27 protein-coding genes are annotated in these 25,291 nt (G+C 65.2%); 10 read left to right on the top strand and 17 right to left on the bottom strand.

Annotated elements, in window-relative coordinates; all coding sequences use genetic code 11:
- Nucleotides 1-11: 11 nt before the first annotated feature.
- Complete coding sequence (gene hrcA / locus G8O29_RS02810) at nt 12-1,082, bottom strand: heat-inducible transcriptional repressor HrcA (protein ID WP_166401714.1); 1,071 nt, start codon at nt 1,080-1,082, stop codon at nt 12-14.
- Between the two features lie 67 nt (nt 1,083-1,149).
- On the opposite strand from hrcA, the gene rph reads away from it, so the two are divergent.
- From rph to hemW, 3 genes are read left to right on the top strand one after another with little or no spacing between them, the layout of a single operon-like run.
- Nucleotides 1,150-1,866, top strand: coding sequence for a ribonuclease PH (gene rph / locus G8O29_RS02805; RefSeq protein ID WP_166401713.1), 717 nt, complete (start codon nt 1,150-1,152; stop codon nt 1,864-1,866).
- A gap of 1 nt (nt 1,867) precedes the next feature.
- Entirely contained in the window at nt 1,868-2,473 is a 606-nt protein-coding gene (gene rdgB, locus G8O29_RS02800; protein ID WP_166401712.1) for an RdgB/HAM1 family non-canonical purine NTP pyrophosphatase, read from the top strand.
- Nucleotides 2,473-3,645 carry a radical SAM family heme chaperone HemW gene (gene hemW / locus G8O29_RS02795; protein WP_166401711.1) on the top strand — a complete coding sequence of 391 codons (1,173 nt, stop codon included), beginning with the start codon at nt 2,473-2,475 and terminating at the stop codon, nt 3,643-3,645. Before rdgB ends, hemW begins: the two co-directional genes overlap by 1 nt.
- On the opposite strand, the gene G8O29_RS02790 is transcribed toward hemW, so the two are convergent.
- The 8 genes from G8O29_RS02790 to G8O29_RS02755 form a co-directional block, all read right to left on the bottom strand.
- Nucleotides 3,646-4,494 (bottom strand): ParB/RepB/Spo0J family partition protein, encoded by an 849-nt coding sequence (locus tag G8O29_RS02790; RefSeq protein ID WP_242678852.1) that lies wholly within the window; start codon nt 4,492-4,494, stop codon nt 3,646-3,648.
- A gap of 50 nt (nt 4,495-4,544) precedes the next feature.
- Entirely contained in the window at nt 4,545-5,354 is an 810-nt protein-coding gene (locus tag G8O29_RS02785; protein ID WP_166401709.1) for a ParA family protein, read from the bottom strand.
- Nucleotides 5,341-5,967, bottom strand: a complete 627-nt coding sequence (rsmG, locus tag G8O29_RS02780) for a 16S rRNA (guanine(527)-N(7))-methyltransferase RsmG (RefSeq protein WP_166401708.1) — start codon at nt 5,965-5,967, stop codon at nt 5,341-5,343. Before rsmG ends, G8O29_RS02785 begins: the two co-directional genes overlap by 14 nt.
- Entirely contained in the window at nt 5,964-7,829 is a 1,866-nt protein-coding gene (gene mnmG / locus G8O29_RS02775; protein ID WP_166401707.1) for a tRNA uridine-5-carboxymethylaminomethyl(34) synthesis enzyme MnmG, read from the bottom strand. Before mnmG ends, rsmG begins: the two co-directional genes overlap by 4 nt.
- A 9-nt stretch (nt 7,830-7,838) precedes the next feature.
- On the bottom strand, nt 7,839-9,125 hold the full coding sequence (mnmE, locus tag G8O29_RS02770; RefSeq protein WP_166401706.1) for a tRNA uridine-5-carboxymethylaminomethyl(34) synthesis GTPase MnmE: 1,287 nt from the start codon (nt 9,123-9,125) through the stop codon (nt 7,839-7,841).
- 12 nt (nt 9,126-9,137) lie between these two features.
- The gene (rho, locus tag G8O29_RS02765) at nt 9,138-10,409 is read right to left on the bottom strand and encodes a transcription termination factor Rho (RefSeq protein WP_166401705.1); all 1,272 of its coding nucleotides are present in this window, start codon (nt 10,407-10,409) and stop codon (nt 9,138-9,140) included.
- 117 nt (nt 10,410-10,526) lie between these two features.
- Complete coding sequence (locus tag G8O29_RS02760; RefSeq protein ID WP_166401704.1) at nt 10,527-11,426, bottom strand: hypothetical protein; 900 nt, start codon at nt 11,424-11,426, stop codon at nt 10,527-10,529.
- Entirely contained in the window at nt 11,420-11,881 is a 462-nt protein-coding gene (locus G8O29_RS02755) for a CopD family protein (RefSeq protein WP_166401703.1), read from the bottom strand. Before G8O29_RS02755 ends, G8O29_RS02760 begins: the two co-directional genes overlap by 7 nt.
- A 413-nt stretch (nt 11,882-12,294) precedes the next feature.
- Here G8O29_RS02755 and G8O29_RS02750 point away from each other — a divergent pair, with 413 nt between their 5' ends.
- Genes G8O29_RS02750 through dnaQ form a run of 4 tightly spaced genes read left to right on the top strand, consistent with a single transcriptional unit; the run spans nt 12,295 to nt 15,041 of the window.
- Complete coding sequence (locus tag G8O29_RS02750) at nt 12,295-12,882, top strand: Maf family protein (protein ID WP_166401702.1); 588 nt, start codon at nt 12,295-12,297, stop codon at nt 12,880-12,882.
- Complete coding sequence (locus tag G8O29_RS02745) at nt 12,879-13,718, top strand: shikimate dehydrogenase (RefSeq protein ID WP_166401701.1); 840 nt, start codon at nt 12,879-12,881, stop codon at nt 13,716-13,718. The genes G8O29_RS02750 and G8O29_RS02745 overlap by 4 nt, the downstream gene beginning before the upstream one ends.
- Nucleotides 13,715-14,311 (top strand): dephospho-CoA kinase, encoded by a 597-nt coding sequence (gene coaE, locus G8O29_RS02740; protein WP_166401700.1) that lies wholly within the window; start codon nt 13,715-13,717, stop codon nt 14,309-14,311. The genes G8O29_RS02745 and coaE overlap by 4 nt, the downstream gene beginning before the upstream one ends.
- Entirely contained in the window at nt 14,304-15,041 is a 738-nt protein-coding gene (gene dnaQ / locus G8O29_RS02735; RefSeq protein ID WP_166401699.1) for a DNA polymerase III subunit epsilon, read from the top strand. The genes coaE and dnaQ overlap by 8 nt, the downstream gene beginning before the upstream one ends.
- 91 nt (nt 15,042-15,132) lie before the next feature.
- On the opposite strand, the gene secB is transcribed toward dnaQ, so the two are convergent.
- The 7 genes from secB to G8O29_RS02700 form a co-directional block, all read right to left on the bottom strand.
- Nucleotides 15,133-15,651 (bottom strand): protein-export chaperone SecB, encoded by a 519-nt coding sequence (secB, locus tag G8O29_RS02730; protein WP_166401698.1) that lies wholly within the window; start codon nt 15,649-15,651, stop codon nt 15,133-15,135.
- Nucleotides 15,652-15,837: 186 nt separating this feature from the next.
- The gene (gene iolG / locus G8O29_RS02725; protein ID WP_166401697.1) at nt 15,838-16,839 is read right to left on the bottom strand and encodes an inositol 2-dehydrogenase; all 1,002 of its coding nucleotides are present in this window, start codon (nt 16,837-16,839) and stop codon (nt 15,838-15,840) included.
- Nucleotides 16,840-16,878: 39 nt separating this feature from the next.
- Complete coding sequence (locus tag G8O29_RS02720) at nt 16,879-17,646, bottom strand: ATP-binding cassette domain-containing protein (RefSeq protein ID WP_166401696.1); 768 nt, start codon at nt 17,644-17,646, stop codon at nt 16,879-16,881.
- A 2-nt stretch (nt 17,647-17,648) separates the two neighbouring features.
- Complete coding sequence (locus tag G8O29_RS02715; protein ID WP_166401695.1) at nt 17,649-18,761, bottom strand: ABC transporter permease; 1,113 nt, start codon at nt 18,759-18,761, stop codon at nt 17,649-17,651.
- A 106-nt stretch (nt 18,762-18,867) separates the two neighbouring features.
- Nucleotides 18,868-19,809 (bottom strand): substrate-binding domain-containing protein, encoded by a 942-nt coding sequence (locus G8O29_RS02710; protein ID WP_166401694.1) that lies wholly within the window; start codon nt 19,807-19,809, stop codon nt 18,868-18,870.
- 152 nt (nt 19,810-19,961) lie between these two features.
- Entirely contained in the window at nt 19,962-20,768 is an 807-nt protein-coding gene (locus G8O29_RS02705) for a TIM barrel protein (RefSeq protein WP_166401693.1), read from the bottom strand.
- Nucleotides 20,769-20,897: 129 nt separating this feature from the next.
- The gene (locus G8O29_RS02700) at nt 20,898-21,929 is read right to left on the bottom strand and encodes a LacI family DNA-binding transcriptional regulator (RefSeq protein ID WP_166401692.1); all 1,032 of its coding nucleotides are present in this window, start codon (nt 21,927-21,929) and stop codon (nt 20,898-20,900) included.
- Between the two features lie 153 nt (nt 21,930-22,082).
- On the opposite strand from G8O29_RS02700, the gene G8O29_RS02695 reads away from it, so the two are divergent.
- Genes G8O29_RS02695 through G8O29_RS02685 form a run of 3 tightly spaced genes read left to right on the top strand, consistent with a single transcriptional unit; the run spans nt 22,083 to nt 24,292 of the window.
- Nucleotides 22,083-23,174, top strand: coding sequence for a fatty acid desaturase family protein (locus tag G8O29_RS02695; RefSeq protein ID WP_166401691.1), 1,092 nt, complete (start codon nt 22,083-22,085; stop codon nt 23,172-23,174).
- 9 nt (nt 23,175-23,183) lie between these two features.
- The gene (locus G8O29_RS02690; protein WP_166401690.1) at nt 23,184-23,495 is read left to right on the top strand and encodes a MocE family 2Fe-2S type ferredoxin; all 312 of its coding nucleotides are present in this window, start codon (nt 23,184-23,186) and stop codon (nt 23,493-23,495) included.
- Nucleotides 23,495-24,292 carry a 3-methyl-2-oxobutanoate hydroxymethyltransferase gene (locus tag G8O29_RS02685; RefSeq protein ID WP_166401689.1) on the top strand — a complete coding sequence of 266 codons (798 nt, stop codon included), beginning with the start codon at nt 23,495-23,497 and terminating at the stop codon, nt 24,290-24,292. Before G8O29_RS02690 ends, G8O29_RS02685 begins: the two co-directional genes overlap by 1 nt.
- Here G8O29_RS02685 and G8O29_RS02680 read toward each other — a convergent pair.
- Complete coding sequence (locus G8O29_RS02680) at nt 24,289-25,221, bottom strand: LysR family transcriptional regulator (protein WP_166401688.1); 933 nt, start codon at nt 25,219-25,221, stop codon at nt 24,289-24,291. The genes G8O29_RS02685 and G8O29_RS02680 overlap by 4 nt on opposite strands.
- Nucleotides 25,222-25,291: the final 70 nt, after the last annotated feature.

Genomic DNA, 25,291 nt, shown 5'->3' with positions numbered 1-25,291 from the left:
CAACGTCCTTTTCAGCCCTTGCCGCGGTCACTGACCAGGCGGCCCACCAGCTGGGCGGTGTAATCGACGATCGGGACGATCCGGCCATAGTTCAGCCGGGTCGGACCGATGACGCCCACCGCGCCGATGATCTTCCGATCCGCGTTCATATAGGGAGAAACCACCAGACTTGAACCGGAAAGTGAGAAAAGCTTGTTCTCGGACCCGATAAAAATGCGCACGCCTTCGCCCGCCTCGGTCAGGTTCAGGAATTCGGCGATATCCCGCTTGCGCTCCAGATCGTCGAACAGCACGCGGATGCGCTCGATTTCCGCCTGATCGGCCACGTTGTCGATCAGATTGGACCGGCCGCGCACGATCAGCCGCTCGGACGGCTCGCCCGCGTTTTCCCACAGCGCCAGCCCGCTTTCGACCAGATCGCGCGCGAGCGAATCAATCTCCTGCCGTCTGGCCGCGATCTCGCCGGCAATCCGTGCCCGAAGCTCGGACAGCGTCATCCCCTCGGCCAGCGCATTCAGGAAGTTCGCCGCCTCCCGCATCGAGGACGGCGTCTGCCCCGGCGGCGGCACGAAAACCCGGTTCTCCACCTGCCCGTCTGCGAACACCAGCACCACCAGCGCCCGGTCGGCGGCCAGGCTGACGAACTCGATATGCCGGATCGCCGCCTCGCGCTTGGGCGCCAGCACCACGCTTGCCCCCCGGGTGATCACCGACAGCGCCGCGCCCACCTCATCCAGCAGCGTCGTCACGTCCTGATCGTTCATGCCCAGGGTCGCGTCGATCTTTTCCTGATCCTCCGGCGCGACCTGGCCCACCTCCAGCAGGCTGTCCACGAATATCCGCAGGCCCATCTGTGTCGGCACCCGCCCGGCCGAGACATGCGGGCTGTCCAGCAGGCCCAGATATTCCAGATCCTGCATCACATTCCGCACCGTCGCGGCCGAGACCTTCTCGGACATGCTCCGTGTCAGCGTGCGTGACCCCACCGGCTCGCCCGAGGACAGATAGCCCTCCACCACGCGGCGAAACACCTCGCGCGTGCGGTCGTTCATCTCGGCCAGAACGGGTTGCGGCGTCGTCATGGTAATCGGGGTTGCATCCATCGCTCTTGGTTGCATATGTGGCCGCATTCCCAGGAAAGGTTCGGCAATGCGCCCGTCAGGCAGAAAACTAAGCGATCTTCGGGCGGTTTCAATCGAAACCAACGTGATGAAACATGCCGAGGGCTCCTGCCTCATCAGGATGGGGGAAACCCACGTCCTCTGCTCGGCCACGATCGAGGACAAGGCGCCCCCCTTCCTGAAGAACACCGGCCAGGGCTGGGTCACCGCCGAATATGGCATGCTGCCGCGCGCGACAAACTCGCGCACGAGGAGAGAGGCGGCGGCGGGCAAGCAATCCGGCCGCACTCAGGAAATTCAACGGCTTATCGGACGAGCCCTGCGTGCCGGCGTGGATCGGCAGGCCCTGGGCGAACGGCAGATCGTCATCGACTGCGACGTGATCCAGGCCGATGGCGGCACCCGCTGCGCCGCAATCACCGGCGGCTGGGTTGCGCTGCGGCTGGCCGTGAACAGGCTGCTGGCCTCCGGCGTCATCACCTCCGACCCGATCCTCGACCACGTTTCCGCCGTGTCCTGCGGCGTCTATGCCGGGCAACCCGTCCTCGACCTCGACTATGCCGAGGATTCGGCAGCCGGGACCGATGGCAACTTCGTGATGACCGGCGCGGGCAAGCTGATCGAGGTGCAGATGTCCGCCGAGGGCTCTGCCTTCAGCCAGGAAGAACTGCTGCATCTCCTCGACCTCGCCCGCCAGGGCAACGCCGCCCTCGTCACCGCCCAACGCGCGGCCTTGGGCCTCTAGGATGCTCAAGCGCGGGGATCGACTGCTGGTCGCCACGCATAACCGTGGCAAGCTGGAAGAGATCGCCGATCTCCTCTCTGACTTCGACGTGACCGTCGTCGGGGCCGGAGAGCTCGGCCTGCCCGAGCCCGAGGAAACCGAGACGACCTTCATCGGAAACGCGCGCCTCAAGGCCCATGCCGCCGCGAAAGCCTCGGGCCTCGTGGCGCTGGCCGACGACTCGGGCCTCGCGGTCGATGCCCTTGGCGGGGCCCCCGGCGTCTTCACCGCCGACTGGGCCACAACCGCGAAAGGCCGCGACTTCAAGGTCGGGATGGAGCGCGTCTGGCGCGAGCTGGAGGCGATCCACGCCCCCGAACCGCGCACCGCCCAGTTCTGCTGCACTCTCGTCCTCGCCGCGCCCGATGGCCGGGACCTTGTCTTCGAAGGCAAATCCCCCGGCCGCCTCGTCTGGCCCGGCCGCGGCGAGCAAGGCCACGGCTTCGACCCGATCTTCCTGCCCGATGGCTATGCCCAGACCTTCGGCGAGATGGACCGTTGGGAAAAGAACCGCCTTTCCCACCGCGCCGATGCCTTCCGCAAACTCGTTGCGGCGATGTTCCCCTGATGGAGGACTGGCGCCATGCGGGCTTCGGTCTGTATATACACTGGCCCTTCTGCCAGTCGAAATGCCCCTACTGCGACTTCAACAGCCACGTCGCCGCCCGCATCGACCAGTCGCGCTGGCTGCAAGCCTTCCAGCATGAGATCGACCGCATCGGCGCCCTCACCGAAGGTCGCATCCTCAACACCGTCTTCTTCGGCGGCGGCACCCCTTCGCTGATGGAGGCCGCGACCGTCCAGGGCATCCTCGACCGCATCCGCGCCACCTGGACCCTGGCGAATGACGTGGAGATCACGCTGGAGGCCAACCCCGGCAGCGTGGAGGCTGGCCGCTTCGACGCCTACGCCAAAGCCGGAGTCAACCGTGTTTCCCTTGGGATTCAATCGCTTGATCCAGACGATCTGCGTCGCCTCGGCCGGATGCACACGGTGGACGAGGCCGCCAGAGCCATCGCCATCGCCCAATCCACCTTCGATCGCGTCTCCATCGACCTGATCTTCGCCCGCCAGAACCAGACCCTCTCCGCCTGGCGCGACGAACTGAACTGCGCGCTAGACTTCGGCACCTCGCACCTCTCGCTCTACCAGCTGACCATCGAGGACGGCACCGTCTTCGGCAAGATGCACGCGAAGAACCTGCTGAAGGGCCTGCCCGAGGAAGACCTCGCCGCCGACATGTTCGAACTGACGCAAGAGATCACTCGCGCCGCTGGCCTCCCCGCTTACGAGGTGTCGAATCACGCGCGCCCGGGCGACGAATCACGCCACAACCTGATCTACTGGCGCATGGGCGATTATGCGGGAATCGGCCCCGGCGCACATGGCCGACTCACCCTCGATTCGGCCCGATTCGCCACTGAAGCAGAGCGTCAGCCGACCCCCTGGCTGGATCAGACCCTGACCCACCCCGGGTCAGCGGAACGCGTCGAACGCCTCACGCCCGAGGAACGCGCCGCCGAATACCTGATGTTCGCCCTGCGGCTGAAAGAGGGGGCATCGCTCTCGCGGTTCCAGGCTCTCCGGGGATCGCCTCTGTCCGCGGCGGGCCTTGCCGAAATGATCGATCTCGGCTTCCTGCATCAGGACGGCGACCGCATCCGTACGACCGAGACCGGGGTCATGATGCTGAACGGCATCCTCCGCGCCTTGCTGGCGGACCGGCTAAGCGCGGGCTGATCAATCTTCATCTGGTAGCTGAGACAGAATCCGGCACAACCTGTCGAGGTCATCCAGCGATCCATAGCGGATCACCAGCTCCCCGCTCTCTCCGCCCGGCGCATGTTCGATCCGCACCGGCATCTTCAGGTTCGCCGAAAGATCCCCCTCCAGCGCCCGCGTGTCCGCGTCCTTCTCCGCTCCCCTGGCAGCCTTCGCAGATGGTGTTTTCGCCGTCTCCTGCGCCTTCATCAGCCGCTCGACCTCGCGCACCGAAAGTCCCTTGGCCACGATCTGCGCCGCCAGTTCGCTGGCTTTCGGGCTGCCGATCAGCGCCCGGGCATGACCGGCCGACAGCTTCCCGTCGCGCACAAGATCCTGCACATCATCCGGCAGCGTCAACAGCCGCAGCAGATTCGCGACATGGCTGCGACTCTTGCTCAGCGCCTCGGCCAGCTTCTCCTGCGTGTGCCCGAATCGAGTCATCAGCTGCCGGAACCCAAGCGCTTCTTCGATGGCGTTCAGATCCGATCGCTGGATGTTCTCGATGATCGCGACTTCCAGCACTTCCGTATCGCTAAGCTCCCGCACTACAACAGGAACTTCGTGCAGCTGAGCCAACTGCGCCGCCCGCCAGCGCCGCTCACCCGCGACGATCTCATACACATCCCGCCCCGGCTTCCGCCGCACGATCAGAGGCTGGATCACGCCCTTCTGCCGAATCGAATCAGCGAGGCTCTCCAGCTCGTCCTGCCGGAAATCCAGCCGTGGCTGCTGCGGATTCGGCTCCAGCTTCTCCACCGGGACGTGCAGCTCTGCCTTGCGCGGCGCCGCCATCTGCTCCGGCCCCGCCAGATGGACGTCCGCCATCAAAGCCGACAATCCACGGCCAAGGCCCCTCTTCTCCGTCTTTGACATGCTCAAGCCTCTGAAACTTCCGGGGTTTTGCGGCGGTCGGCGATTTCCCTCGCCAGCGCGCGATAGGCTTCCGCACCCTTCGACGCCGGATCATAAGTCAGCACCGGCAGCGCAAAGGACGGTGCCTCGCTGATTCGCACGTTGCGCGGAATTGTTGTCTTCATCACCAGGTCGCCCATGTTCGCCCGGGCATCAGCCTCGACCTGAGCAGTCAACCGGTTGCGCCGGTCGTGCATGGTCAACACAATACCTTCGATCCGCAGGTCCGGGTTGGCCGATCGCCGCACGTCCCGGATCGTCAGCATCAGCTGGGAAAGCCCTTCCAGAGCAAAGAACTCGCATTGCAGCGGGACAAGCACCGAATCGCTTGCGACAAGAGCGTTGACCGTCAGCAGGCTCAGCGCCGGCGGGCAGTCGATCAGGATGTAGTCAAAGCCGTAGGCGTCCATTTCCGGCCGCCGCAGCGCGTCGTGCAGCAAGTAGCTGCGCTTCTCGTTGGACACGATGTCCAGGTCGGCCGACGCAAGATCCGCGTTCGCCGGAATGATCATGACGTCGGGAATACCGGTTTCGATCACAACATCCTGTAGATCTGCACCGTCGACAATCAAGTCATAGCTCGTCTTCTTCCGCGCGTCCGGGCGGATGCCAAGACCGGTCGAAGAGTTCCCCTGTGGATCGATGTCGACAAGAAGAACTTTCTTTCCCAACTCTGCCAGGCCAGCTGCCAGATTGATCGCTGTTGTCGTCTTTCCCACGCCACCTTTCTGGTTGGCAAGCGCAAGGATGGAGGTCTTGTCAGTCTTGGGCACGGCGGATGTTCCTGATTACTAGAAGAGCTGCCTCTGCATCGGAATGGCTGGGCTGGCGGACGACGTCGAACGACCACGCTTTGCGGGCTTCGACAACCTCGGTCTCATAGCGCGCACCTTTGGGGAAGATCGCAACGCCATCACGCGCAAGATGCTGATCGGCAAACCCGAGAAGGTCGGCAAGGGGAGCAAGCGCGCGCGCAGAAACAACATCCGCAGACAAAGCTGGAACCGATTCGATTCGCTGGCTCAGAACAGTAACGCACAGCTCCAGTGCTTGCGCTGCCTGGCGCAGGAAGGTTGCTTTCCGCAGGTCGGATTCGACAAGCGTTACCCTCAAGCCTGGCCGCAACTCTCGCGCGATTATCGCAACAACAAGCCCCGGAAGCCCGGCTCCAGACCCCAGATCGACCCAGGTCTGCGCTTTTTCGGGGCAGAACGTGAAGACTTGCGCTGAATCGACGACGTGTCGCATCCAGAAATCCGCAAGCGTGCCCTTGCTTACCAGATTGATCGCCGTGTTCCAGCGCTGCACAAGCGATTCGTACGCTTGCAAGGCCGACAATGTTTCACGTGAAACATCCAGCCCCGGAAGATTGCGTGTCGCCGTCATCCTGCAAGCCGGTCTGCAATCGGCTTCCGCAAATGCGCAAGCAGAAGCAACAGAGCTGCTGGGGTCACTCCTTCGATTCGCGACGCTTGCAGAATCGAATCGGGCTTCGCGCGACCCAGCTTCTGTTTCAGCTCGTTCGACAGGCCCGAAATCCGCGTGTAGTCGAAGCCAGAAGGGATACGCTGCGTTTCCTGTCGCCGCAGATCGGCGATTTCCTTGGCCTGACGATCGGAATATTGATCGTATGTCGCGTCGATTTGCAGCTGCTCAAGCACGTCACGGCTCAACATCCGGTAGGCTGGCAGCGCATCTGCCACGACATTCAGATCCACACCCGGCAGGGACAGCACATCATAGGCAGAGCGCCGCCCGCCGTCCCTGCTGACTGCAATGCCGATTTCGTTCAGCACCCCTGGCGCGATCATTTCCGCCCGCAACGCCGCGCGGCCCGACTCAAGCGCGTCGAGTTTCGCCTCGAACGCCTGCCGCCGCGCGGCCGAAACGCAGCCGACGGCGATGCCCACGGGCGTCAACCTCCGATCGGCGTTGTCGGCCCGCACCGTCAGCCGGAACTCGGCGCGCGACGTGAACATCCGGTAGGGCTCGGTCACCCCCCTAGTTGTCAGATCGTCGATCATCACGCCGATGTAGCTGTCGGTCCGGCTGAACTCTACTGGAGCGCGGCCCCTGGATGCTGCTGCTGCATTCAGGCCGGCAACAATCCCTTGCGCCCCTGCTTCCTCATATCCCGTCGTTCCATTGATCTGGCCCGCAAAATACAGACCCCGGATCGCGCGGGTCTCCAGCGTCCGATGCAGACAGCGGGGGTCGAAATAATCGTATTCGATGGCATAGCCGGGTTGCAGGATGACGGTCTGTTCCAGACCGGGAATCGTGCGGATGTAGGCGTGTTGCACATCTTCGGGCAGCGAGGTCGACAGCCCGTTCGGATAAACGGTGCTATCGTCCAGTCCCTCCGGCTCCAGGAAGACCTGATGCGAGGTCTTGTCTGCAAATCGCACGACCTTGTCTTCGATCGACGGGCAATAGCGCGGACCGACACCTTCGATATGGCCCCCATACATGGCGGAGCGACTCAGGTTATCCCGCACGATCTGGTGAGTCGCCTCGGACGTATGGGTGATTCCACAGGAAATCTGCCTGGCCTCGGGGGCGCGGTTCAGGAACGAAAACACGGACGGAACTTCGTCGCCCGGCTGGCTTTCCAGCCGCGACCAGTCGATGGTCCGGCCATCCAGCCGCGGCGGAGTGCCCGTCTTCAGCCGCCCCACGGGCAGCGCGAGCTCGGACAGCTGCGCTGCCAGGATCTTCGACGGCGAATCGCCCATCCGCCCGCCCGCCATCCGACGGTCGCCAATGTGAATCACGCCGTTCAGGAACGTCCCCGCCGTCAGCACCACCTGGCCCGACGACAACTCGACGCCCGAGGCAAGAACAACCCCCGCCACAGCACCGCCGGCCAGCCGCAGCCGCGCCACCTCGCCCTCGATGACCTCCAGCCCCGGCGTCGCCAGAAGCTCGGCCCGCATCGCCTCGCGGTAGAGGCGCCGGTCGATCTGCGCGCGCGGGCCCTGCACAGCCGGGCCCTTGCGTCGGTTCAGCAAGCGGAACTGGATTCCCGCCCGGTCCGCCATCCGGCCCATCAGCCCGTCCAGCGCATCGATCTCGCGCACAAGGTGGCCCTTCCCCAGGCCTCCGATCGCCGGGTTGCAGGACATCGCGCCCAAGGTCTCGATCCGCAGCGTCACCAAGGCCGTCGCTACGCCCATCCGGGCCGCCGCCGCTGCCGCCTCGGCGCCTGCATGGCCGCCTCCGATCACGATGACGTCGTAGTGTTTCACGTGAAACCCTCACTTACCGATGCAGAAGCTGGCGAAAATCTCGCCCAGAAGATCGTCCACATCCACGCGGCCGACCAGGGCATCCAGTGCCCGGACGGCCTGCCGCAGATGCTCTGCCGCCAGCTCGACGCGCGAGTCAGGTCTTACCACTTCCGCCCGTGACTCGGCCAGAGCGGCAATCGCCCTTGTCACAGCCACGCGATGCCGTTCACGCACCAGGGCGCCGGCCGAACCCACCCGCTCACCAAGGATTTCACCGATCCGGGCCAGAAGTTCCGGCACACCCGCCCCGGTCTTGCCCGAGACGGCCAGGCCATCAACACCTGATCTTGTGTCAGACTTACCTAAAACCACAAGATCATCGCCTTCTGGGTCCAGCCCTGGCAAGGGTGATCCGTCCGTCAGGAACAGGCGCAAATCCGCCGCCCTGGCACGCGCCAGGGCACGCTCGATCCCCGCCTGCTCCAGAGGATCGGCGGTATCCCGCAGGCCCGCCGTATCCAGGAACGTCACCGGCAGCCCGGCAATCTCCATCCGCACTTCGATCACATCCCGCGTCGTCCCCGCGATCTCCGACGTGATCGCCGCCTCCCGCCCCGCCAGCTGGTTCAGCAGCGTGGACTTCCCCGCATTCGGCGCGCCCACGATCGCCACCTCGAACCCGTCGCGGATGCGCTCGGCCGCGGCCACCCCGGCCGCCTCGCGCCCGAGGTCGGCCATCAGCCCGTCGATCAGCGCCAGCACCTCCGGCGAGACATCCACCGGCACCTCCTCATCGGCGAAATCGATGGTCGCCTCCAGCAGCGCCCCCGCCCGGATCAGATCGCGCCGCCATCCCTCCACCTTCTGACCCACAGACCCCGAAAGCACCCGCACCGCCTGCCGCCGCTGCGCTTCCGTCTCGGCGTCGATCAGGTCGGCCAGCCCCTCGACCTGCGCCAGGTCCAGCACGCCGTTCTCCAGCGCGCGGCGGGTGAACTCGCCCGGTTCGGCCAGCCGCAAACCCGGCTGGTCCGCCAGCGCCCGCAGCACCGCCCCCACGACCGCCGGGCCGCCGTGACAATGCAGCTCCACCACCGCCTCGCCAGTAAAGCTCGCGCCTTCGGCAAAGGACAGCACCAGCGCCTCGTCCAGCAGTTCCCCGCCCCACATCAGCCGCCGCAGCCCCGCCCTCCGCGCAACCGGCAGCGTCCCGCACAGCGCGGAACCGGCCGCAAACGCCGCCGGTCCCGAGATCCGAACCACGGCGAGGCCCGCCCGACCCCGCGCCGTGGCGAGGGCATAGATCGTGTCCATCGCCGCGCGCCTTTACGTGTTCATCGATTCGAAGAACTCGGCGTTGGTCTTGGTCTGCTTCAGCTTGGAAATCAGGAACTCGATGGCATCCGTGGTGCCCATCGGGTTCAGGATGCGGCGCAGGACATAGGTCTTTTGCAGGTCCATCTTGTCCACCAGCAGGTCCTCTTTCCGGGTGCCGGATTTCAGGATGTCCATCGCCGGGAACACGCGCTTGTCGGCCACCTTGCGGTCCAGCACGATCTCGCAGTTGCCCGTGCCCTTGAATTCCTCGAAGATCACCTCGTCCATCCGGCTGCCGGTGTCGATCAGCGCCGTGGCAATGATGGTCAGCGACCCGCCCTCCTCGATGTTCCGCGCCGCGCCGAAGAACCGTTTCGGCCGCTGCAAGGCGTTCGCATCCACACCGCCGGTCAGCACCTTGCCCGAGGACGGCACAACCGTGTTGAACGCACGGCCCAGGCGGGTGATCGAGTCGAGCAGGATCACCACGTCGCGCTTGTGTTCGACCAGGCGCTTGGCCTTCTCGATCACCATCTCGGCCACCGCAACGTGCCGCGTCGCCGGTTCGTCGAAGGTCGAGGCCACGACCTCCCCCTTCACCGTGCGCTGCATGTCGGTCACTTCCTCGGGGCGTTCGTCGATCAGCAGGACGATCAGATAGCACTCGGGATGATTGGTCGCGATGGAATGGGCGATGTTCTGCAACAGCACCGTCTTGCCCGTGCGGGGCGGCGCCACGATCAGCGCGCGCTGGCCCTTCCCGATCGGAGCGATCAGATCGATGATCCGGGCGGAACGGTCCTTGATCGTCGGATCGTCGATTTCCATCTTCAGCCGCTCGTCGGGATACAAGGGCGTCAGGTTGTCGAAATGGACCTTGTGCTTGGCCTTTTCGGGATCGTCGAAGTTGATCTTCGTGGCCTTGGTCAGGCTGAAATAACGCTCGTTGTCCTGCGGCGCCTTGATGACGCCTTCTATGGTGTCGCCGGTGCGCAGCGAAAACTGGCGGATCATCTCGGGCGAGACGTAGATGTCATCCGGGCCGGGCAGATAGTTGGCTTCCGGCGACCGCAGGAACCCGAAACCGTCCTGCAACACCTCCAGCACACCGTCGCCGCCGATTTCCCAGCCTTCCTCGGCGTGCTCTTTCAGCAGCGAGAACATCATCTCGCCCTTGCGCATGCTGGGCGCGTTCTCGATCTCCCACTCCTCGGCCATCGCCAACAGGTCGGCGGGGGTCTTGGCCTTCAGTTCGGCAAGGTTCAAGCGGTCAACGGTCATGGAATACCTTCGGACGGACCACGGCCTGATGCGGCGGGTCTCAGCAGATGTGCAACGGGAGATGCCGTGGACCGGACGGTCCTGCGGCGCTGGTCTACACCGCAGCGGCGGTCAAAGTCAATCTGGCAAACCCGGATCGGCCAACAGCGCCGCGCCGGGGGCCAGAAAGATCAGCCGATGCTGCGGAAAATCCCACAACACCGGGGTATCGGCCAGGAACCTTGCGCCAAGTCGCAGGAAATCCGCCGGGCCGCTGTGGCGAAAATCCCGCGGGCCGCCAGCCTGCACCAGGTTCACCGTCAGCGGGCCGAACGTCATGTCCCCCAGCCGGATCGACGCCAGCTGCCAGAGATCGGGTCCTCCGGTCAAGAGCCCGGCCTCTGTCAGCGCCGCTTGCGTCTCGGGGCGCACATAGAGGGTTCCCCCGTCGCCGGTGTCGAAGTCGGCCAGAATCGCCTGATCGCCGATCTGCACGGCGGTGGTCGGCTGTTCGCCCTTCCAGTAGGAGAAGACAATCTCGCCGCGCAGGTCCTCCGGGGTCAGGGCAAGGCTGCCCTCGCGCAGCACGATCAGACGTTTGCGCGCATAGTCCAGCAGGAAGGGATGCGGCTCGACAGCGGGTGAACCGAGAAAGCCCATGAACCCGGCGCCGAACCGGGCTTCGACAAAGCCGAAGTCGCCGCTCACCACCTTCGGCGGCAACGACAGCGGGGCCCCGTCCACCAGCATCTCCGGCGCATCGTGCAGCATGACGATGATCGGCTGGCCAGACGCCGCATTGCCCCGCGCCACCTCTTGCCCCGGCGCCAGATCGGCCGCCTCGCGGTTCAGCATCACCGCCTCCGGCGTGCCGTTGTCCAGCATCATCTGGCCAGGCTGGCCATTGACCGTCACCTCCAGCATCGGCTTGCCGTCGATGACCGAAAAGACGATGTCGCGCCGATCCTGTCCAGCAGCCAGAAGATCGGCCCAGACGGGCCCGGCGCACAGAAGCAGAAGGCTGGCCAGCCTTACCATCGCAGGATCACCGAAAAGACGATGACGACCATCAGCACGGTCGGCACCTCGTTCATCATCCGGTAGGTCCGGCCCGAGCGCGTGTTGGTGCCCGCGATGAACTCCTTGCGGCGCAGGCCCAGCCAGTGGTGGAACCAGGTCATCCCCAGCACCGCCGCCGCCTTCACCCAGGGCCAGGCGAAGGACCAGTCCACCACACCGGGCGTGAAGACCAGCGCCAGTCCGAAGACCCAGGTCGCCACCATGGCCGGGTTCATGATCCCGCGCAACAACCGCCGCTCCATCGTCTGGAATATCGCGTCCGTGGTAGACCCCGCCTGCACCTGCTCGACGTGGTAGACGAACAGCCGGGGCAGATAGAAGATCCCCGCCATCCAGGAAATCACCGAGACGACATGCAGCGACTTCGTCACCAGATACCAGTCGGCCAGAAAATCCGTGATTGTCCCAAGCATCTTGTCCACCAGAGGGCCGCTGTTCTTTCTACTATAAGGAATAAATGAAAGAAGGAATGTGGATGATGTAGAGCCTGTGGATGACGGGATTTCCGCGGTCGCCCCCAGATCCGTCCACAAGAAGCGGCCTGGGGACAAATCGTGGAAAACTGGACCGCAGATGGAAGATTGCAAAATTATATCTTCCAAATCAATACTTTATTACGTATCACTGGCGAACACAATCCACAGGCGAGTGCTGTCCCAAGCCCGGGCACAACACGTTTTCCCGTCCCCCGTGACAATCCCGTGCACAGCGGGATATCTCTGGCCCGTGCACCCCGGACTGCGTCACATGCTCACAGCCCCCCCTGCGACCCGGCTTTCGCCCCCGCCATGACCCCAGGAACAAACCGCGGATATCCACACCCCCCATGATCCTCGCCTCCACCTCTCCCACCCGCCTCGCCATGCTCCGCGCCGCGGGCCTCGACCCCACCCCCGTCGCCCCCCGCGTCGATGAGGTGACGATCCGCGACGCGCTTGTGGCCGAGGGTGCCTCCCCCCGCGACATCGCCGACACCCTGGCCGAGATGAAGGCCCGCAAGGTCGCCGAGAAGCACCCCACCGACCTCGTCCTCGGCTGCGACCAGGTCCTCGCGCTCGACCGTCAGACCTTCGCCAAACCCGAAACCCCCGACGACGCCCGCGCCCAGTTGCGCGCCCTTCGGGGCAAGACCCACAAGCTCCTCTCCGCCGCCGTCGTCTACCAGGCGGCCCGACCCGTCTGGCGTCACGTCGGCGAAGCCCGCCTGACCATGCGCGATTTCTCGGACGCCTATCTGGAGGACTACCTTGCCCGGAACTGGAACAGCATCCGCTACTCGGTCGGCTGCTACCGGATCGAAGAGGAAGGCGTCCGCCTGTTCTCGGCCATCCAGGGCGACCACTTCACCATTCTCGGCCTGCCACTGTTACCGCTGTTGGCTTGGGCGGGCACAAAGGGCATCATCCCCGCATGACCGACCACCCCCGCATCCCGCTTGCCGCCGTCATCGGCCATCCGATCGCCCACAGCCGCAGCCCTGCGCTGCACGGCTACTGGCTGAAACGCTACGGAATCAAGGGCCACTACATCCCCATCGACATCGCGCCACTCGACCTGCCCCGCCTCCTCCGCACCCTGCCGGACCTGGGCTTCGTCGGTTGCAACGTCACCATCCCGCATAAAGAGGCCATCCTCCAGATCGCCGATGTCGTCACCGACCGCGCTGCGCTGATCGGCGCCGCCAACACGCTGATCTTCCGCAAGGACGGAAAGATCCACGCCGACAACACCGACGGCTCCGGTTTCATCGCCAACCTGCGCCAGCACGCCCCGGACTGGAAACCCGCCTCGGGCCCCGCCGTGGTCCTCGGCGCCGGAGGGGCCGCCCGCGCTGTCGTCGCGGCCCTGATCGAGGTCGGCGTGCCGGAAATCCGTCTTGCCAACCGCACCCGCGCCCGGGCCGATGCCATCCGCCAGGACTTCGGCGCCAAGATCCACGTCCATGAATGGGTGCAGGCTGCAAACCTGATGGACGACGCCGTGACCGTCATCAACACCACCGCGCTCGGCATGACCGGCAAGGCCGAGTTCAACGTGCCGATGCACCGCCTGAACCCCGGCGCGGTCTGCAACGACCTTGTCTATACCCCGCTCAAGACCCAGTTCCTGATCGAGGCGGAAGAGCGTGGCGGCATCATCGTCGATGGCCTCGGCATGCTGCTTCACCAGGCCGCGCCCGGTTTCGAACGCTGGTTCGGCATCCGGCCCGAGGTGGATGAGGCCACCCGCAAGGCCGTCCTTTCGGCATGAGCTTCATCCTCGGTCTCACCGGCTCCATCGGCATGGGCAAGTCCACCACCGCCCGGATGTTCGCCGACGAAGGCCTTCCGGTCTGGGACGCCGATGCCGCCGTGCATCGCCTGTATCAGCCCCGCCAGCCCGCCGCGCGCGCGGTGAAAACGCTTTTCGCCGAAGCCATCGACGCCGACGGCAGCGTCAACCGCGCCAGACTTCGCGCGCTGATCCAGGCCGACAGCACCGTTCTCGACCGGCTGAACGCCGCCGTTCACCCGCTGGTCGCTGCCGACCGGGCGGCCTTTCTGAAGGCCCATGAAGCGGACGACATCGTGCTTCTCGACGTTCCCCTTCTGTACGAAACCGGCCTGGACGCCGCCTGCGATGCCGTGGCCGTGGTTTCCGCCCCTGCCGAGATCCAGCGCCAGCGCGTCCTCGACCGCGGCGCCATGACCGAGGCCGAATTCCAGACCATCCTCGCCCGCCAGCTGCCCGATGCCGAAAAGCGCGCGCGGGCGGACTACATCATCCCCACGACCAGTCTTGCAGCCGCCCGGCAGGCGGTGAAAGATGTGCTGGCAGACATCCGGCGGACCCTTGATGCGTGAAATCGTCCTCGACACCGAAACCACGGGTTTCGAGCCCGCCGAAGGCCACCGCATCGTCGAAATCGGCGCGGTAGAGCTTTACAACCACCTGCCCACGGGCCGCACCTGGCACCAGTACATCAACCCCGAACGCCCCATGCCGAAAGAGGCTTTCGAGGTGCACGGCATCGGCCATGACATCCTGGACCCCCCCGGCCAGCCCGTCCCGGGGGGCGTGACCCTGCGCGACAAGCCGGTGTTTGCGCGCATCGGCCGGGCCTTCCTCGATTTCGTCGGCGACGCGCAGCTGGTGATCCACAATGCCGCCTTCGACATGAAATTCCTGAATTTCGAACTCGAACGCGCGGGCCTGCCGGGCCTGCCGTTCTCGCGCGCGACCGACACGCTGATGCTCGCCCGGACGAAATTCCCCGGCTCCCCCGCCTCGCTCGACGCGCTCTGCCGCCGGTTCGGCATCGACAATTCGATGCGCGAAAAGCACGGGGCGCTCTTGGACAGCGAAATCCTGGCCGAAGTCTATCTGGAGCTGATCGGCGGCCGCCAGCCGGACCTGGTGCTTGCCGCCGCCGCCCCGGCCTCGGCGCGCAATGCCAGCGGCGAGGCGATCGCCTGGCGCCCGCGCCCGCGCCCCGAACCGCTGCCCGCCCGGATCACCGAAGACGAGGCCGCCGCGCACGCCGCATTTCTCGGCAAGCTCGGCGATGCCGCCATCTGGAAGAAGCCCGTCTAGCGCAACATCATCACGGGGACACCCGTCCCGGGCCTGACCCGGGACCTCCCCCGTTGCCCGAGGCCCCGGCACAAGGCCGGGGCGGGGTCTCTCAGTTGACCTGCTCGTTCGGCGCCGCCGATGCCGCCTGCGCCTGCGCGCGCCGGGCCAATTCCTGCCGGTACAGCGCCATGAAGTCCACCGTATCGACGTTCAGCGGCGGGAAGCCTCCGTCGCGCGTCACGTCCGAGATGATCCGGCGGACAAAGGGGAACATCAGGCGCGGGCATTCGATCAGCAGGAAGGGGTGCAGCTGCTCTTCGGCCACGCCCTCGATGTGGAAGGTGCTGCCGTATTCGACTTCCAGCAGGAACAGCACATCGCCGTTGACCTTGTTCTTCGAGGTGACCTTGTATTTGGTGATGACCTCGAACTGGTTCGGCGCCGGGCGCTTGCGGGCGTCCAGGCTGACCGCGACCTGGATGTCCGGCTGGACCTCGCCGGCGCTCAGGCCCTTCTGCACCACCACGTTCTCGAAGGACATGTCGCGCACATATTGTGCCAGCACCTGCATCCTGATCTGCGCAGGGGCCGCCGCCGCGCCATTCCCTGCCGGGGTTTCGTCTGCCATGTTCCGGGTCTCCCAAACGGATTTGCGGCCTTCTATCAGACCGGGGGGCCGCTCTCAATGCCGCCGTTCCGCGGAACCGAAAAGGCCAGCCCCGAAGGGCCGGCCAATTCCTAACGATTCGTGAATGCCCGCGGCCAAGTGTCTGATTTCATTCACTCGAAAAAAGTGACCGCGTGCGGCGCACCCTCACAGGATCTCGCTCATCTTCACCACCCGCCCCTCGGCGACCGACTTCAAGGCCGCCTCGGCGAGGGCGAGCGCCGCCAGCCCATCCTCCCCCGAAGGCTGCGCCTTGGCCTTCCCCGCCATCGCATCGATGAAGGCCGCGATCTCGGCCGCGTAGGCCTCGGTATAGCGGGTCATGAAGAAGTCATGCAACGGCGGCCGGGTATAGCCCGCCCCGGTGGCCACCTCGATGCTGACGGGCCGCTGGTTCTCGGCCGCCACCATCCCGCCGGACCCATGCACCTCGATCCGCTGGTCGTAGCCATAGGTCGCCCGGCGGCTGTTCGAGATCACCGCCATCTTCCCCGAGGCCGTCTTCAGCATCACCTGGACCGAGTCACTGTCCCCCGCCTGGCCGATCTCGGGATCGACCAGCACCGAAGCCATCGCCGAGACCTCGGAGACCTCCTCGCCCAGCAGGAACCGGGCCATGTCGAAGTCATGGATCGTCATGTCCCGGAAGATCCCGCCCGACCGCTTGATGTAATCGACCGGAGGCGCCCCCGGGTCGCGGCTGGTGATGACCACCATCTCCACCGCTCCGATGGTCCCCTTGTCGATCTCGCCCCGCACCGCCCGGAAATGCGGGTCGAAACGGCGGTTGAAGCCAACCATCAGCGTGCCGTTGTGGGCGCGGACGACCTCCAGGCACTGCTTCACGCGGGCGAGGCTCAGGTCGATCGGCTTTTCGCAGAACACCGCCTTGCCGGCCTTCACGAACTGCTCGATCAGGTCGGCATGGGTATCGGTCGGCGTGCAGATCACCACCGCGTCGATGTCCCCGGCCGCCGCAATCGCCTCGATGGTCCGCACCTCGCAACCATACTGATCCGCAACCGCCTGCGCCGCTGCCGGCATCGCATCCGACACCGCCACCAACCGCGCGCCCGGGTTCCCCGTCACCGCCTTCGCATGCACCTTCCCGATGCGCCCCGCACCCAGAAGCCCGAACCTGATCGTCATTTTTTCTCCTTGTCCCGGGCCGACCCCGGCTTTCCACTGTCAGGCATAGGCGGTGTCCGAACCACCCTTCACGCCGGTGATGTAGCTGACGATGTCGTTGCCGTCGGTCTCGTCCTTCCGCAAGGAGGCGACGATGCGACCCCGGCGAAAAACGACGATCCGATCCACCAGATCGAAGACCTGCCGGAGGTTGTGGGAAATCAGGATCATCGGAATGCCCCGGTCCTTCAGGCCGCGGATGATGTTCTCGACCTGCGCCGTCTCCTGCACCCCCAGCGCCGCCGTCGGCTCGTCCATGATCACCAGCTTGGACGCAAAGGCTGCCGTCCGTGCGATGGACACGCATTGGCGCTGGCCCCCGCTCATGTTGCGGATCGGGTTGTCGATGTTGGGGATCTTCACCGCCGTCGTCTTCAGCGCCTCGAGCGTCCGGTCGCGCATCGTCTTGCGGTCCAGCCAGGAAAACGGGCCGAGACGGAACTTGAACAGCTCGCGCCCCAGGAACAGGTTCGACGGCACGTCCAGATCATCGGCAAGCGCCAGCGTCTGGAACACCGTCTCGATCCCGGCCTGCCGCGCCTCGAGCGGCCCCGAGAAATGCACCGGCTGGCCGTCGAAGATGATCTCGCCGGAGGTGCGTTGTTCCACCGCCGTCACCTGGCGCACGAAGGTGGATTTCCCCGCGCCGTTGTCGCCCACGACGGCGACATGCTCGCCGTCATGCAGGATGAAATTCGCATCTTCCAGCGCATGGACGCCGCCGTAATGCTTGGTCAGGCCGCGGGTTTCCAGAATGATCTTCGACATGACTACCCCCTTGCCCGCTTGCGTTGACGCCACTGGTCCAGCACCACGGCGCCCACGATGATCGCGCCCTTGACCATCTCCTGGTAGTAGGCGTCCAGCTTGATCGACGTGAAGCCGGAGATGATGACGGAGAAGATCGCGGCACCCAGAACCGTGCCAAGGATCGACCCGCGCCCACCGGCCAGCGACACGCCCCCGATCACCGCCATCGCGATGGCGTCGAGTTCGTACATCACCCCCATCCCGGCCTGCGCGGTAAGGTTCTTCGAGGTGAGAAGCACCGCCGCAACCGCCGCCAGGAGACCGGCGATGGCATAGACCAGCACCTTGTGGCGGTCGACGTTGATCCCGGACATCCGCGCGGCCGCCTCGTTCGAGCCGATGGCATAGCAGCGCTTGCCATAAAGCGTCTTGGTCATGATGACGTGGAACAGCACGGCCAGCAGGACGAAGACCACGGCAGGGTTCTGGCCTGGCCAGGTGAGGAGACCGAAGGTCATTCCGCCAAGAAGATCGCCGTTGGCCAGCTGGCCGTATTCGGCAGTCGGAAAGCTGACCGGCTGGCCGTTGGACCACCAGCGCGCAACACCGCGCGCCGAGACCATCATCCCCAGCGTGGCGATGAAGGGCGGAATTCTGGTGTAGGCCACAAGCAAGCCGTTGATAAGCCCGGCCAAAAGTCCGCAGGCAAGGCCTATGGCAATCGGCACGATCACCGGCAGATCCATCGCCCAATCGCCGAAGATCGCCTTGGGGTTGGGGTTGCCGTTGACCGTGGCGGTCTGGGCAAAGCTCATCACGATCATCGCCGTCGCGCCCACGACCGACCCAGAGGACAGGTCGATGCCGCCGATGATGATGACCTGCGTCACCCCCAGGGCGATGATCCCGATGATCGCGACCTGAAGGATCATGATGTCCAGCCGCTGCTTGTTGAAGATCGCGTCCACATTGTCGCGCATGTTGAAGAGGAACGAGCCGCCCTGCATGCGGTTCAGGATCTCGAAGATCACAATGATCAGGACCAGCGCGCCGAACACGTTCCATTCCGGCGCACGGGTGCGCTTTGCCGGGTCGTATTTCAGGCCGCCAAGGCCATGCGTTGCTTCTGCCACGTTGCCGTCCCTCCCCAGAATTCAACAAGGCTGGCCGATGTGCCCCACCTGCAACAGAAAAGCGGGGCGACCGTCGCCGGCCGCCCCTGAGGTGCCCGGAAGGGGCTTAGTTCTTCGTCAGGTAGGCGTCGATGTTCGCCGGCGTCACCAGTTCGAACGGGATATAGACCTTCTGGTCCACCGCCTCGCCCGCAGCCAGCTTGACCGCCGCATCCAGCGCGCCGCTGCCCTGGGCCGCCGCGTTCTGGAACACGGTGATGTCCAGTTCCCCGGCCTGCATCGAGGCCAGCGCGTCCTGGGTCGCATCGACGCCCGAGACGATGACCGAGCCCATGTCGATCCCGGCGGCCTTCATCGCCTGGATCGCACCAAGCGCCATCTCGTCGTTGTTGGCAAGGACGCCGTCGAACGGGGTGCCGGTGGAAAGCCAGTTGGTCATCAGGCTTTGCGCCTGATCCCGCGACCAGTTGGCGGTCTGCTGGTCGATCACGTTGACCTTCACCGCGCAGAGCCCCTCGTTCATCACATCATAATAGTTCTGCGTGCGCTGCACGGCGGCCTGGTTCGACAGCTCGCCCTGCATGACATAGACACTGACCTCTTCCTTGCCGGCCGCCTTCCACTGATTGCATTGCTCGATGAAGCCCTGGCGCGAGGATTCGCTTTCGTTCGAGGCGACGAAGGCCTGGTTGTCGGGCAGGCTGTCCACGTTGATCGGCTGACGGTTCACATAGACAAGGGGCACGCCGGCGGCAGCGGCGGCGTCCGACATGGCCTGGGTGGCCGAGGTATCGACCGGGTTCACGATGATCGCGTCAACGCCCGAGGCGATGAAATTGTTGATCTGGTCCAGCTGCTTGGCCACGTCGTTCTGCGCGTCCTCGATCTGGACCTTCAGTCCCCGTTCATCCGCGGTCTTCTGGATGCCGTTGCGCAGGACGGTCAGGAAGTTGTCATCGAACAGCGCCATCGACACGCCGATTCCGTCCGCCATGGCGGTCGTGGTCATCAGCGCGGCGAAGCCTGTGGCGATAAGGGTCTTCTTCATGGGTCACTCCTCCCGTTATTGTCCGCTGTCCGTTACAGCGGTTCAATTCCATGCCGCGACGCGCTTCCCGCCTGTCGCAGCCATTCGTCAGTTCAGACCGAGCCGCTGCCGCGCCCCGGTCAACCGATTCTTGCAACAGGTTGCAAAGACGATCATGCGTGGACATTCGCAATGTGATCCATGCTGGACCGCAGCGCGCTGGCGGGGTCTGCAAGGGCATGAACCTCCGCCGAGAACGCCTCGAAGCTCACCGGGCCGACCCAGCCCGCCGCCTGCAACGCGGTGATCTGGTCCAGGTTGCCCAGCCGGTCGCCCGGCGTCACCAGCACCCGATGCGGGTCGCGCATCTCGCTGATCCCGACCTGCTGATCCACCACGCCCGAGACATGGACGATGCCGGTATGATCCGGGAACAGCGGCCCGCCATGGGCCAGCGTGTGGTGAAAGGTGTCGTGGACCAGCTTGAACCGGCCCCGGCCGCCGACCGCCTCGATCCCCTCGACCGTTTCGGCCTTGTAGCGCAGCGCGCAGGTCTCGAAGCCCAGGGGTTCGACCATGCCGACCAGATCGTGATCCTCGAGCATCGGCTTCAGCGCCTTCAGCGCCACGCGCAGATTTGCCTGGCGTTCGCCATTGCCCATGCCGAGATTGTCGTTGCGCGGGATCAGGCTGACCGCCTCGGCTCCGGCTGCCCTGGCGATCCGTATCAGCGCCAGCGCCTCGGCCTCCCTGTCCGACGACCAGTCGTTGAAGCGCTTCACCTCGGCCACCGCCAGAAGGCGCAGGCCGTTCTCGCGGACAAGCGCACCGCCCGCGGCCGGCTCCATCCCGTCGAACAGCGGCTGGGGCAGGTCGTTCCGTACCTCGATCCCGACACAGCCAAGCTGTTTCGCCAGCGCCACGAGGTCACGGAAGGACATGCGGGCCACGGTCATGTGGTTCAACGCAAACTGGATCATTCCCGGCCTCCCAACCGCGGCGATTTCCTGGGCCGGACCATCCGCGAGACTCTCCCGCCGCGTCAATCCGTTGCGGGGCGTTCCCATCATCTCTGACGAATGATCACGCAGAGCGATGATTGATTTTCGTCAGACGCTTTCGGGCAGGTAGATGTCCGGAGGCAGGAAATGCTGGCCCTGGACGGGGACCATGCCTTCGGTCACCGCCTCGGTCGCCAGCCGGATGAGATCGTTGCAAAGCCGCTGAAGCGGCGTGGCGATCACCATGGTCACATGCCGCGTGATCAGGGCCGCGCGGCTTTCCGGCGTCAGTTCGTTCACGACCAGGGCCACCTCGCCGGGGGCCCTGGCCTCGCGTACAGCGGCAATGGCCCCCTCCATCCCGCCGCCCGCACAGTAGATGCCGCGCAAGTCGGGATGGCGGGACAGAAGGTCCAGCGTCGCCTCGTAGGTCAGCTGCCGCGTCTCAAGGTTGATGAGCGTATCCAGCACCTGGAACTGCGGTGCGTGTTCACGGAAATAGCTGCGCACGCCTGTTTCCCGCAGCTCGTGCCCGTGCCAGCGGTAGCCGCCGACAAAGACGGCGATCTTTCCCGCGTGGTGCGCGGCGGTCGCAATCATGTGTGCTGCAATGCGCCCGACCTTCAAGTTGTTGAGTCCCAGATAGTTTTGTCTGACACCCTGGCCAAAGTCGTTCAGCAGCGAAAAGCAGGGGATGCCCCTGGCGTTCAGCCGCACCACCGCCTCTGTCACCTCGGGATGGGTCACGGCAGTGGCGGCAACGGCATCGACGCGGCCGGCCATCCCCTCCATCAGCTCGGTGAAGTCCCTGGGCGACTGTGACGCGGCGAAAGCCACCTGAAGGCTTGCACGGACCCCGGTCGCCTGGGTCACGGCCCGCTCGGCCTCGGCCTTGAAGGCCTGATAGAAGGCCTGCCGCTCCTTGTGCAGCACAAGGCCAAGCCGCAGCCGGGGAAGGTCGGCCTGCACCCTCTGCCCGATCAGCGGCGCGGCATGGTAGCCGATGAGCCGTGCCGCCTCATAGACCTTGCGGGCGGTTTCCTCCCGCACCCTTTCGCGCCCGTTCAGCACGCGGTCCACGGTCGCGCTGGACACGCCTGCCTCGCGGGCGACATCGTTGATCGTGGGCCGGTTTGCCATTTTGGATGACGAAAAACCATCAGAAAGCTGCCGAAGGATGACGGATCTTGACGAAACCTGCAAGCCGGGTTCTTGGCGATCCGTTTCCGGCTGCCTTATCCACGAGGGCGCAGGGTGGCTTCACCCCTAGGACCAGGGAGGCAGGAGGCTGATATGGCAAAGCGCAACTACAGTCCTTTCGGCCCCGACGCCAAACGCGCGGTCGAAAGCGGGCTGACGGCGGCGGAATGGTATCACAGCGAGGTGCCGCGGAAGGTGATGAAGGAGCTGATGGCGCGCAGTGACGGGCCGGCGATCCGTGACACGGTGATCCTTTATGGCAGCATGATCCTGCTTGCGGGCATCGGCATCGCACTGTGGCCGTCCTGGTGGTCGGCGCCGTTCTGGCTGGCCTATGGCGTCCTCTACGGTTCGGCCTCCGATTCGCGCTGGCACGAATGCGGCCATGGCACCGCGTTCCGGACGCCCTGGATGAACACCCTCGTCTACGAGATCGCCAGCTTCATGATCATGCGCAACTCGGCCACCTGGCGCTGGAGCCATGCACGGCACCATTCGGAAACCTACATCGTCGGCCGCGACCCCGAAATCGCCGTCATGCGCCCGCCCGAACTGGCGAAGCTGTTTCTGAACTTCTTCGGTATCCTGGACGTGATCAGGTTCTTTCCGACCCTGATCCGGAACGCGCTTTCCGGCCCGACGGCTGCGGAGAAGACCTTCGTGCCGCAAAGCGAATGGGGCAAGGTGCAGCGCGTCGCCATCATCCATCTGTCGATCTACGCGGCAACCCTTGGCCTTGCGCTCTGGTTGGGGTCGATCCTGCCGCTGATGGTGATCGGCCTGCCCCGGATGTACGGCGCCTGGCACCATGTGATGACCGGGCTGCTTCAGCATGGGGGCCTTGCCGACAACGTGGTGGACCACCGCCTGAACAGCCGCACGGTCTACATGAACCCGATTTCCCGCTTCATCTACTGGAACATGAATTACCATGTCGAACACCACATGTTCCCGATGGTGCCCTACCACGCCCTTCCGCGCCTGCACGAGGTCATCAAGGACGACCTGCCCCCGCCCAACCGTTCCATCGCCGAAGCGTTTGCCGAGATGTGGCCCGCGATCAGGCGCCAGGTGGTGAACGAGGACTATTTCATCAAGCGCGACCTGCCGCCGACGGCCAGGCCCTACCGCGAGGACTTCCACCAGTACGTGCCGGGGATGATGCGCCCGGCCGCCGCAGAATGAGGACCCGACATGCCCTGGATTGACGCCTGCGCGACGGAGGACATCGACGCCGAAGACCTGATCCGCTGGGATCATGGCGGACAGACCTTCGCGATCTACCATTCGCCTGAGGGAGAGTTCTTTGCCACGGCGGGTCTGTGCACGCACGAGCAGGTCCATCTCTGCGACGGGCTGGTGATGGGGCACCTGATCGAATGTCCCAAGCACAACGGCCAGTTCGACTATCGCACGGGCGAGGCGAAGCGCGCGCCGGTCTGCGTGAACCTGCGCACCTTCCCCGTCAGGGTCGAAGGCGGCCGCGTCCTTGTCGAGGTCGCGTGATGGCGCCGCCCACCGTGCGGGATCTGCTGGACCAGCGGGGCAGGCATCCTTTCGCCATGCTGCGGGTCGAGTCGCTGGAGGAAGCCGAGGCCGCAGCGAAGGCCGGCGTCGAGCTTCTGTCTGTCCCGCCCGCAATGGTGTTCGACCGCCGTTTCCGCGAGGTGGCGCCCGATGCCTTCATCTTCCCCGGCGACAATTTCTACGAGATCGGCGGGACGGACGACTTCCTGCGCTGGGCCTTCCCGTTGTTCAAGCACGGGGCGGACGCCTTATACTGCTCCGGCGCGCTGGCGACCGTCCGTGCGATGGCGGACCACGGGCTGCCGGTCTGCGGCCATGTCGGCCTGATCCCCGCGAAACGTACCTGGACCGGCGGGTTCAAGGCGGTCGGCAAGACGCTTGAGACGGCGCAGCTTGTCTGGCGCCAGTGCCGGGCGCTGGAAGAAGCCGGGGCCTTTGCCGTGGAGATCGAGGTCGTCCCCCATTCCATCACCCGCCTGATCGCGGAACGGACAGACCTTTTCCTGATCTCGATGGGGGCGGGGGCGGGCGGGCATGCGCAGTATCTGTTCGCCGATGACGTCCTGGGCCAGAACCGCGGCCGGATCCCCCGGCACGCCAAGGTCTATGCCGACTTCGCGGCCGAACAGGACCGGTTGCAGAGGATGCGGATCGAGGCCATGGGGCGCTACGTTGCCGATGTTCATGCGGGCGACTATCCCGCGCCGCAGCACCTTGTGGATTGCGACGCCGATGTCGTTTCGGCCTTTGCCGACTGGCTGGATCGCAATGCCTAGGCTGCGGCCAGCACCGCGTCGGCCAGGCGCTGGGCCGATGGCGTCATCTGCGACCCGATCCGGGTCACCAGGCTGAACGGGGCGACTGCCAGGCCAAGGTCGATCGGCAACGAGACGAAGGGCACGGAGGGGTTGCCCGCAAGGCTGTCAACGACCGGGGTTGCCAGCGGCGCGATGGCGTCGGTCTGGTTCAGCAGCGCCAGCGTGAACAGGAAAGAGGACGTCGAGATCCGCCGCTTCGGCTGCGGCAGGCCCAGCTCCGTCAGGCGGGTCAGGACGGTCTGGGTCAGCAGCGTCTCGTCGTCGCCCATGACCCAGTCGAAGCCCAGGAGATCGTCAAGCGACAGGATCGGGCGCACCAGCAGCGGGTGTCCGCGTCGCACCACAAGCGACAGCGGCTCAACCGCCAGCACATGCGCCTCGAGCTGGCTTTCGCCGGGCGACAGGCGTGCAAGCGCAAAGTCCAGCCGACCCGCGCGCAGAAGCTCGCACAGGGTCACCGAGGTCGCCACCGTCACCTCGGCGCGGAAGTCGGGCAGATCGGATTGCAGTGTGATCAGCGTCGGCATCACCAGGCTGAGCGCCGGGCCGGTCACCGCGCCGACCCGCACGACGCCCGCCCGCCCGGTGGCGGCCTCGGCCAGATCGCGCGCGGCATCGGCCAGTTCGATCTCGATCCGGGCGGCGCGCCGGGCCAGGGCACGGCCAACGACTGTCAGCTGCAACCCGCGGCCGTGGCGTTCGTGCAGCGACAGGCCAAGCGTCGCCTCCATGTCGGCCAGCAGCCGCGAGGCGGCCGGTTGCGCAATTCCGATCCTGGCCGCCGCAAGACCGAGGGCGCCCGTGTCGTCCAGTTCGGCCAGCAGGCGCAATTGCGCAGGCTTGAGCCGTCGCAGCTGCGTTGCAAGGCCGGTCTCGGTGATATTCATAACGATTTAGCCATGTTTCATCGCACAACGTCTATTTGACAGATATGGATCTGCTGCGCAATCTGCGCTG

The organism is Rhodobacter calidifons, from assembly GCF_011174775.1.
In the GTDB taxonomy this organism is placed as follows: Bacteria; Pseudomonadota; Alphaproteobacteria; order Rhodobacterales; family Rhodobacteraceae; genus Tabrizicola; species Tabrizicola calidifons.
This window is presented reverse-complemented; position numbering and strand designations above follow the sequence as displayed.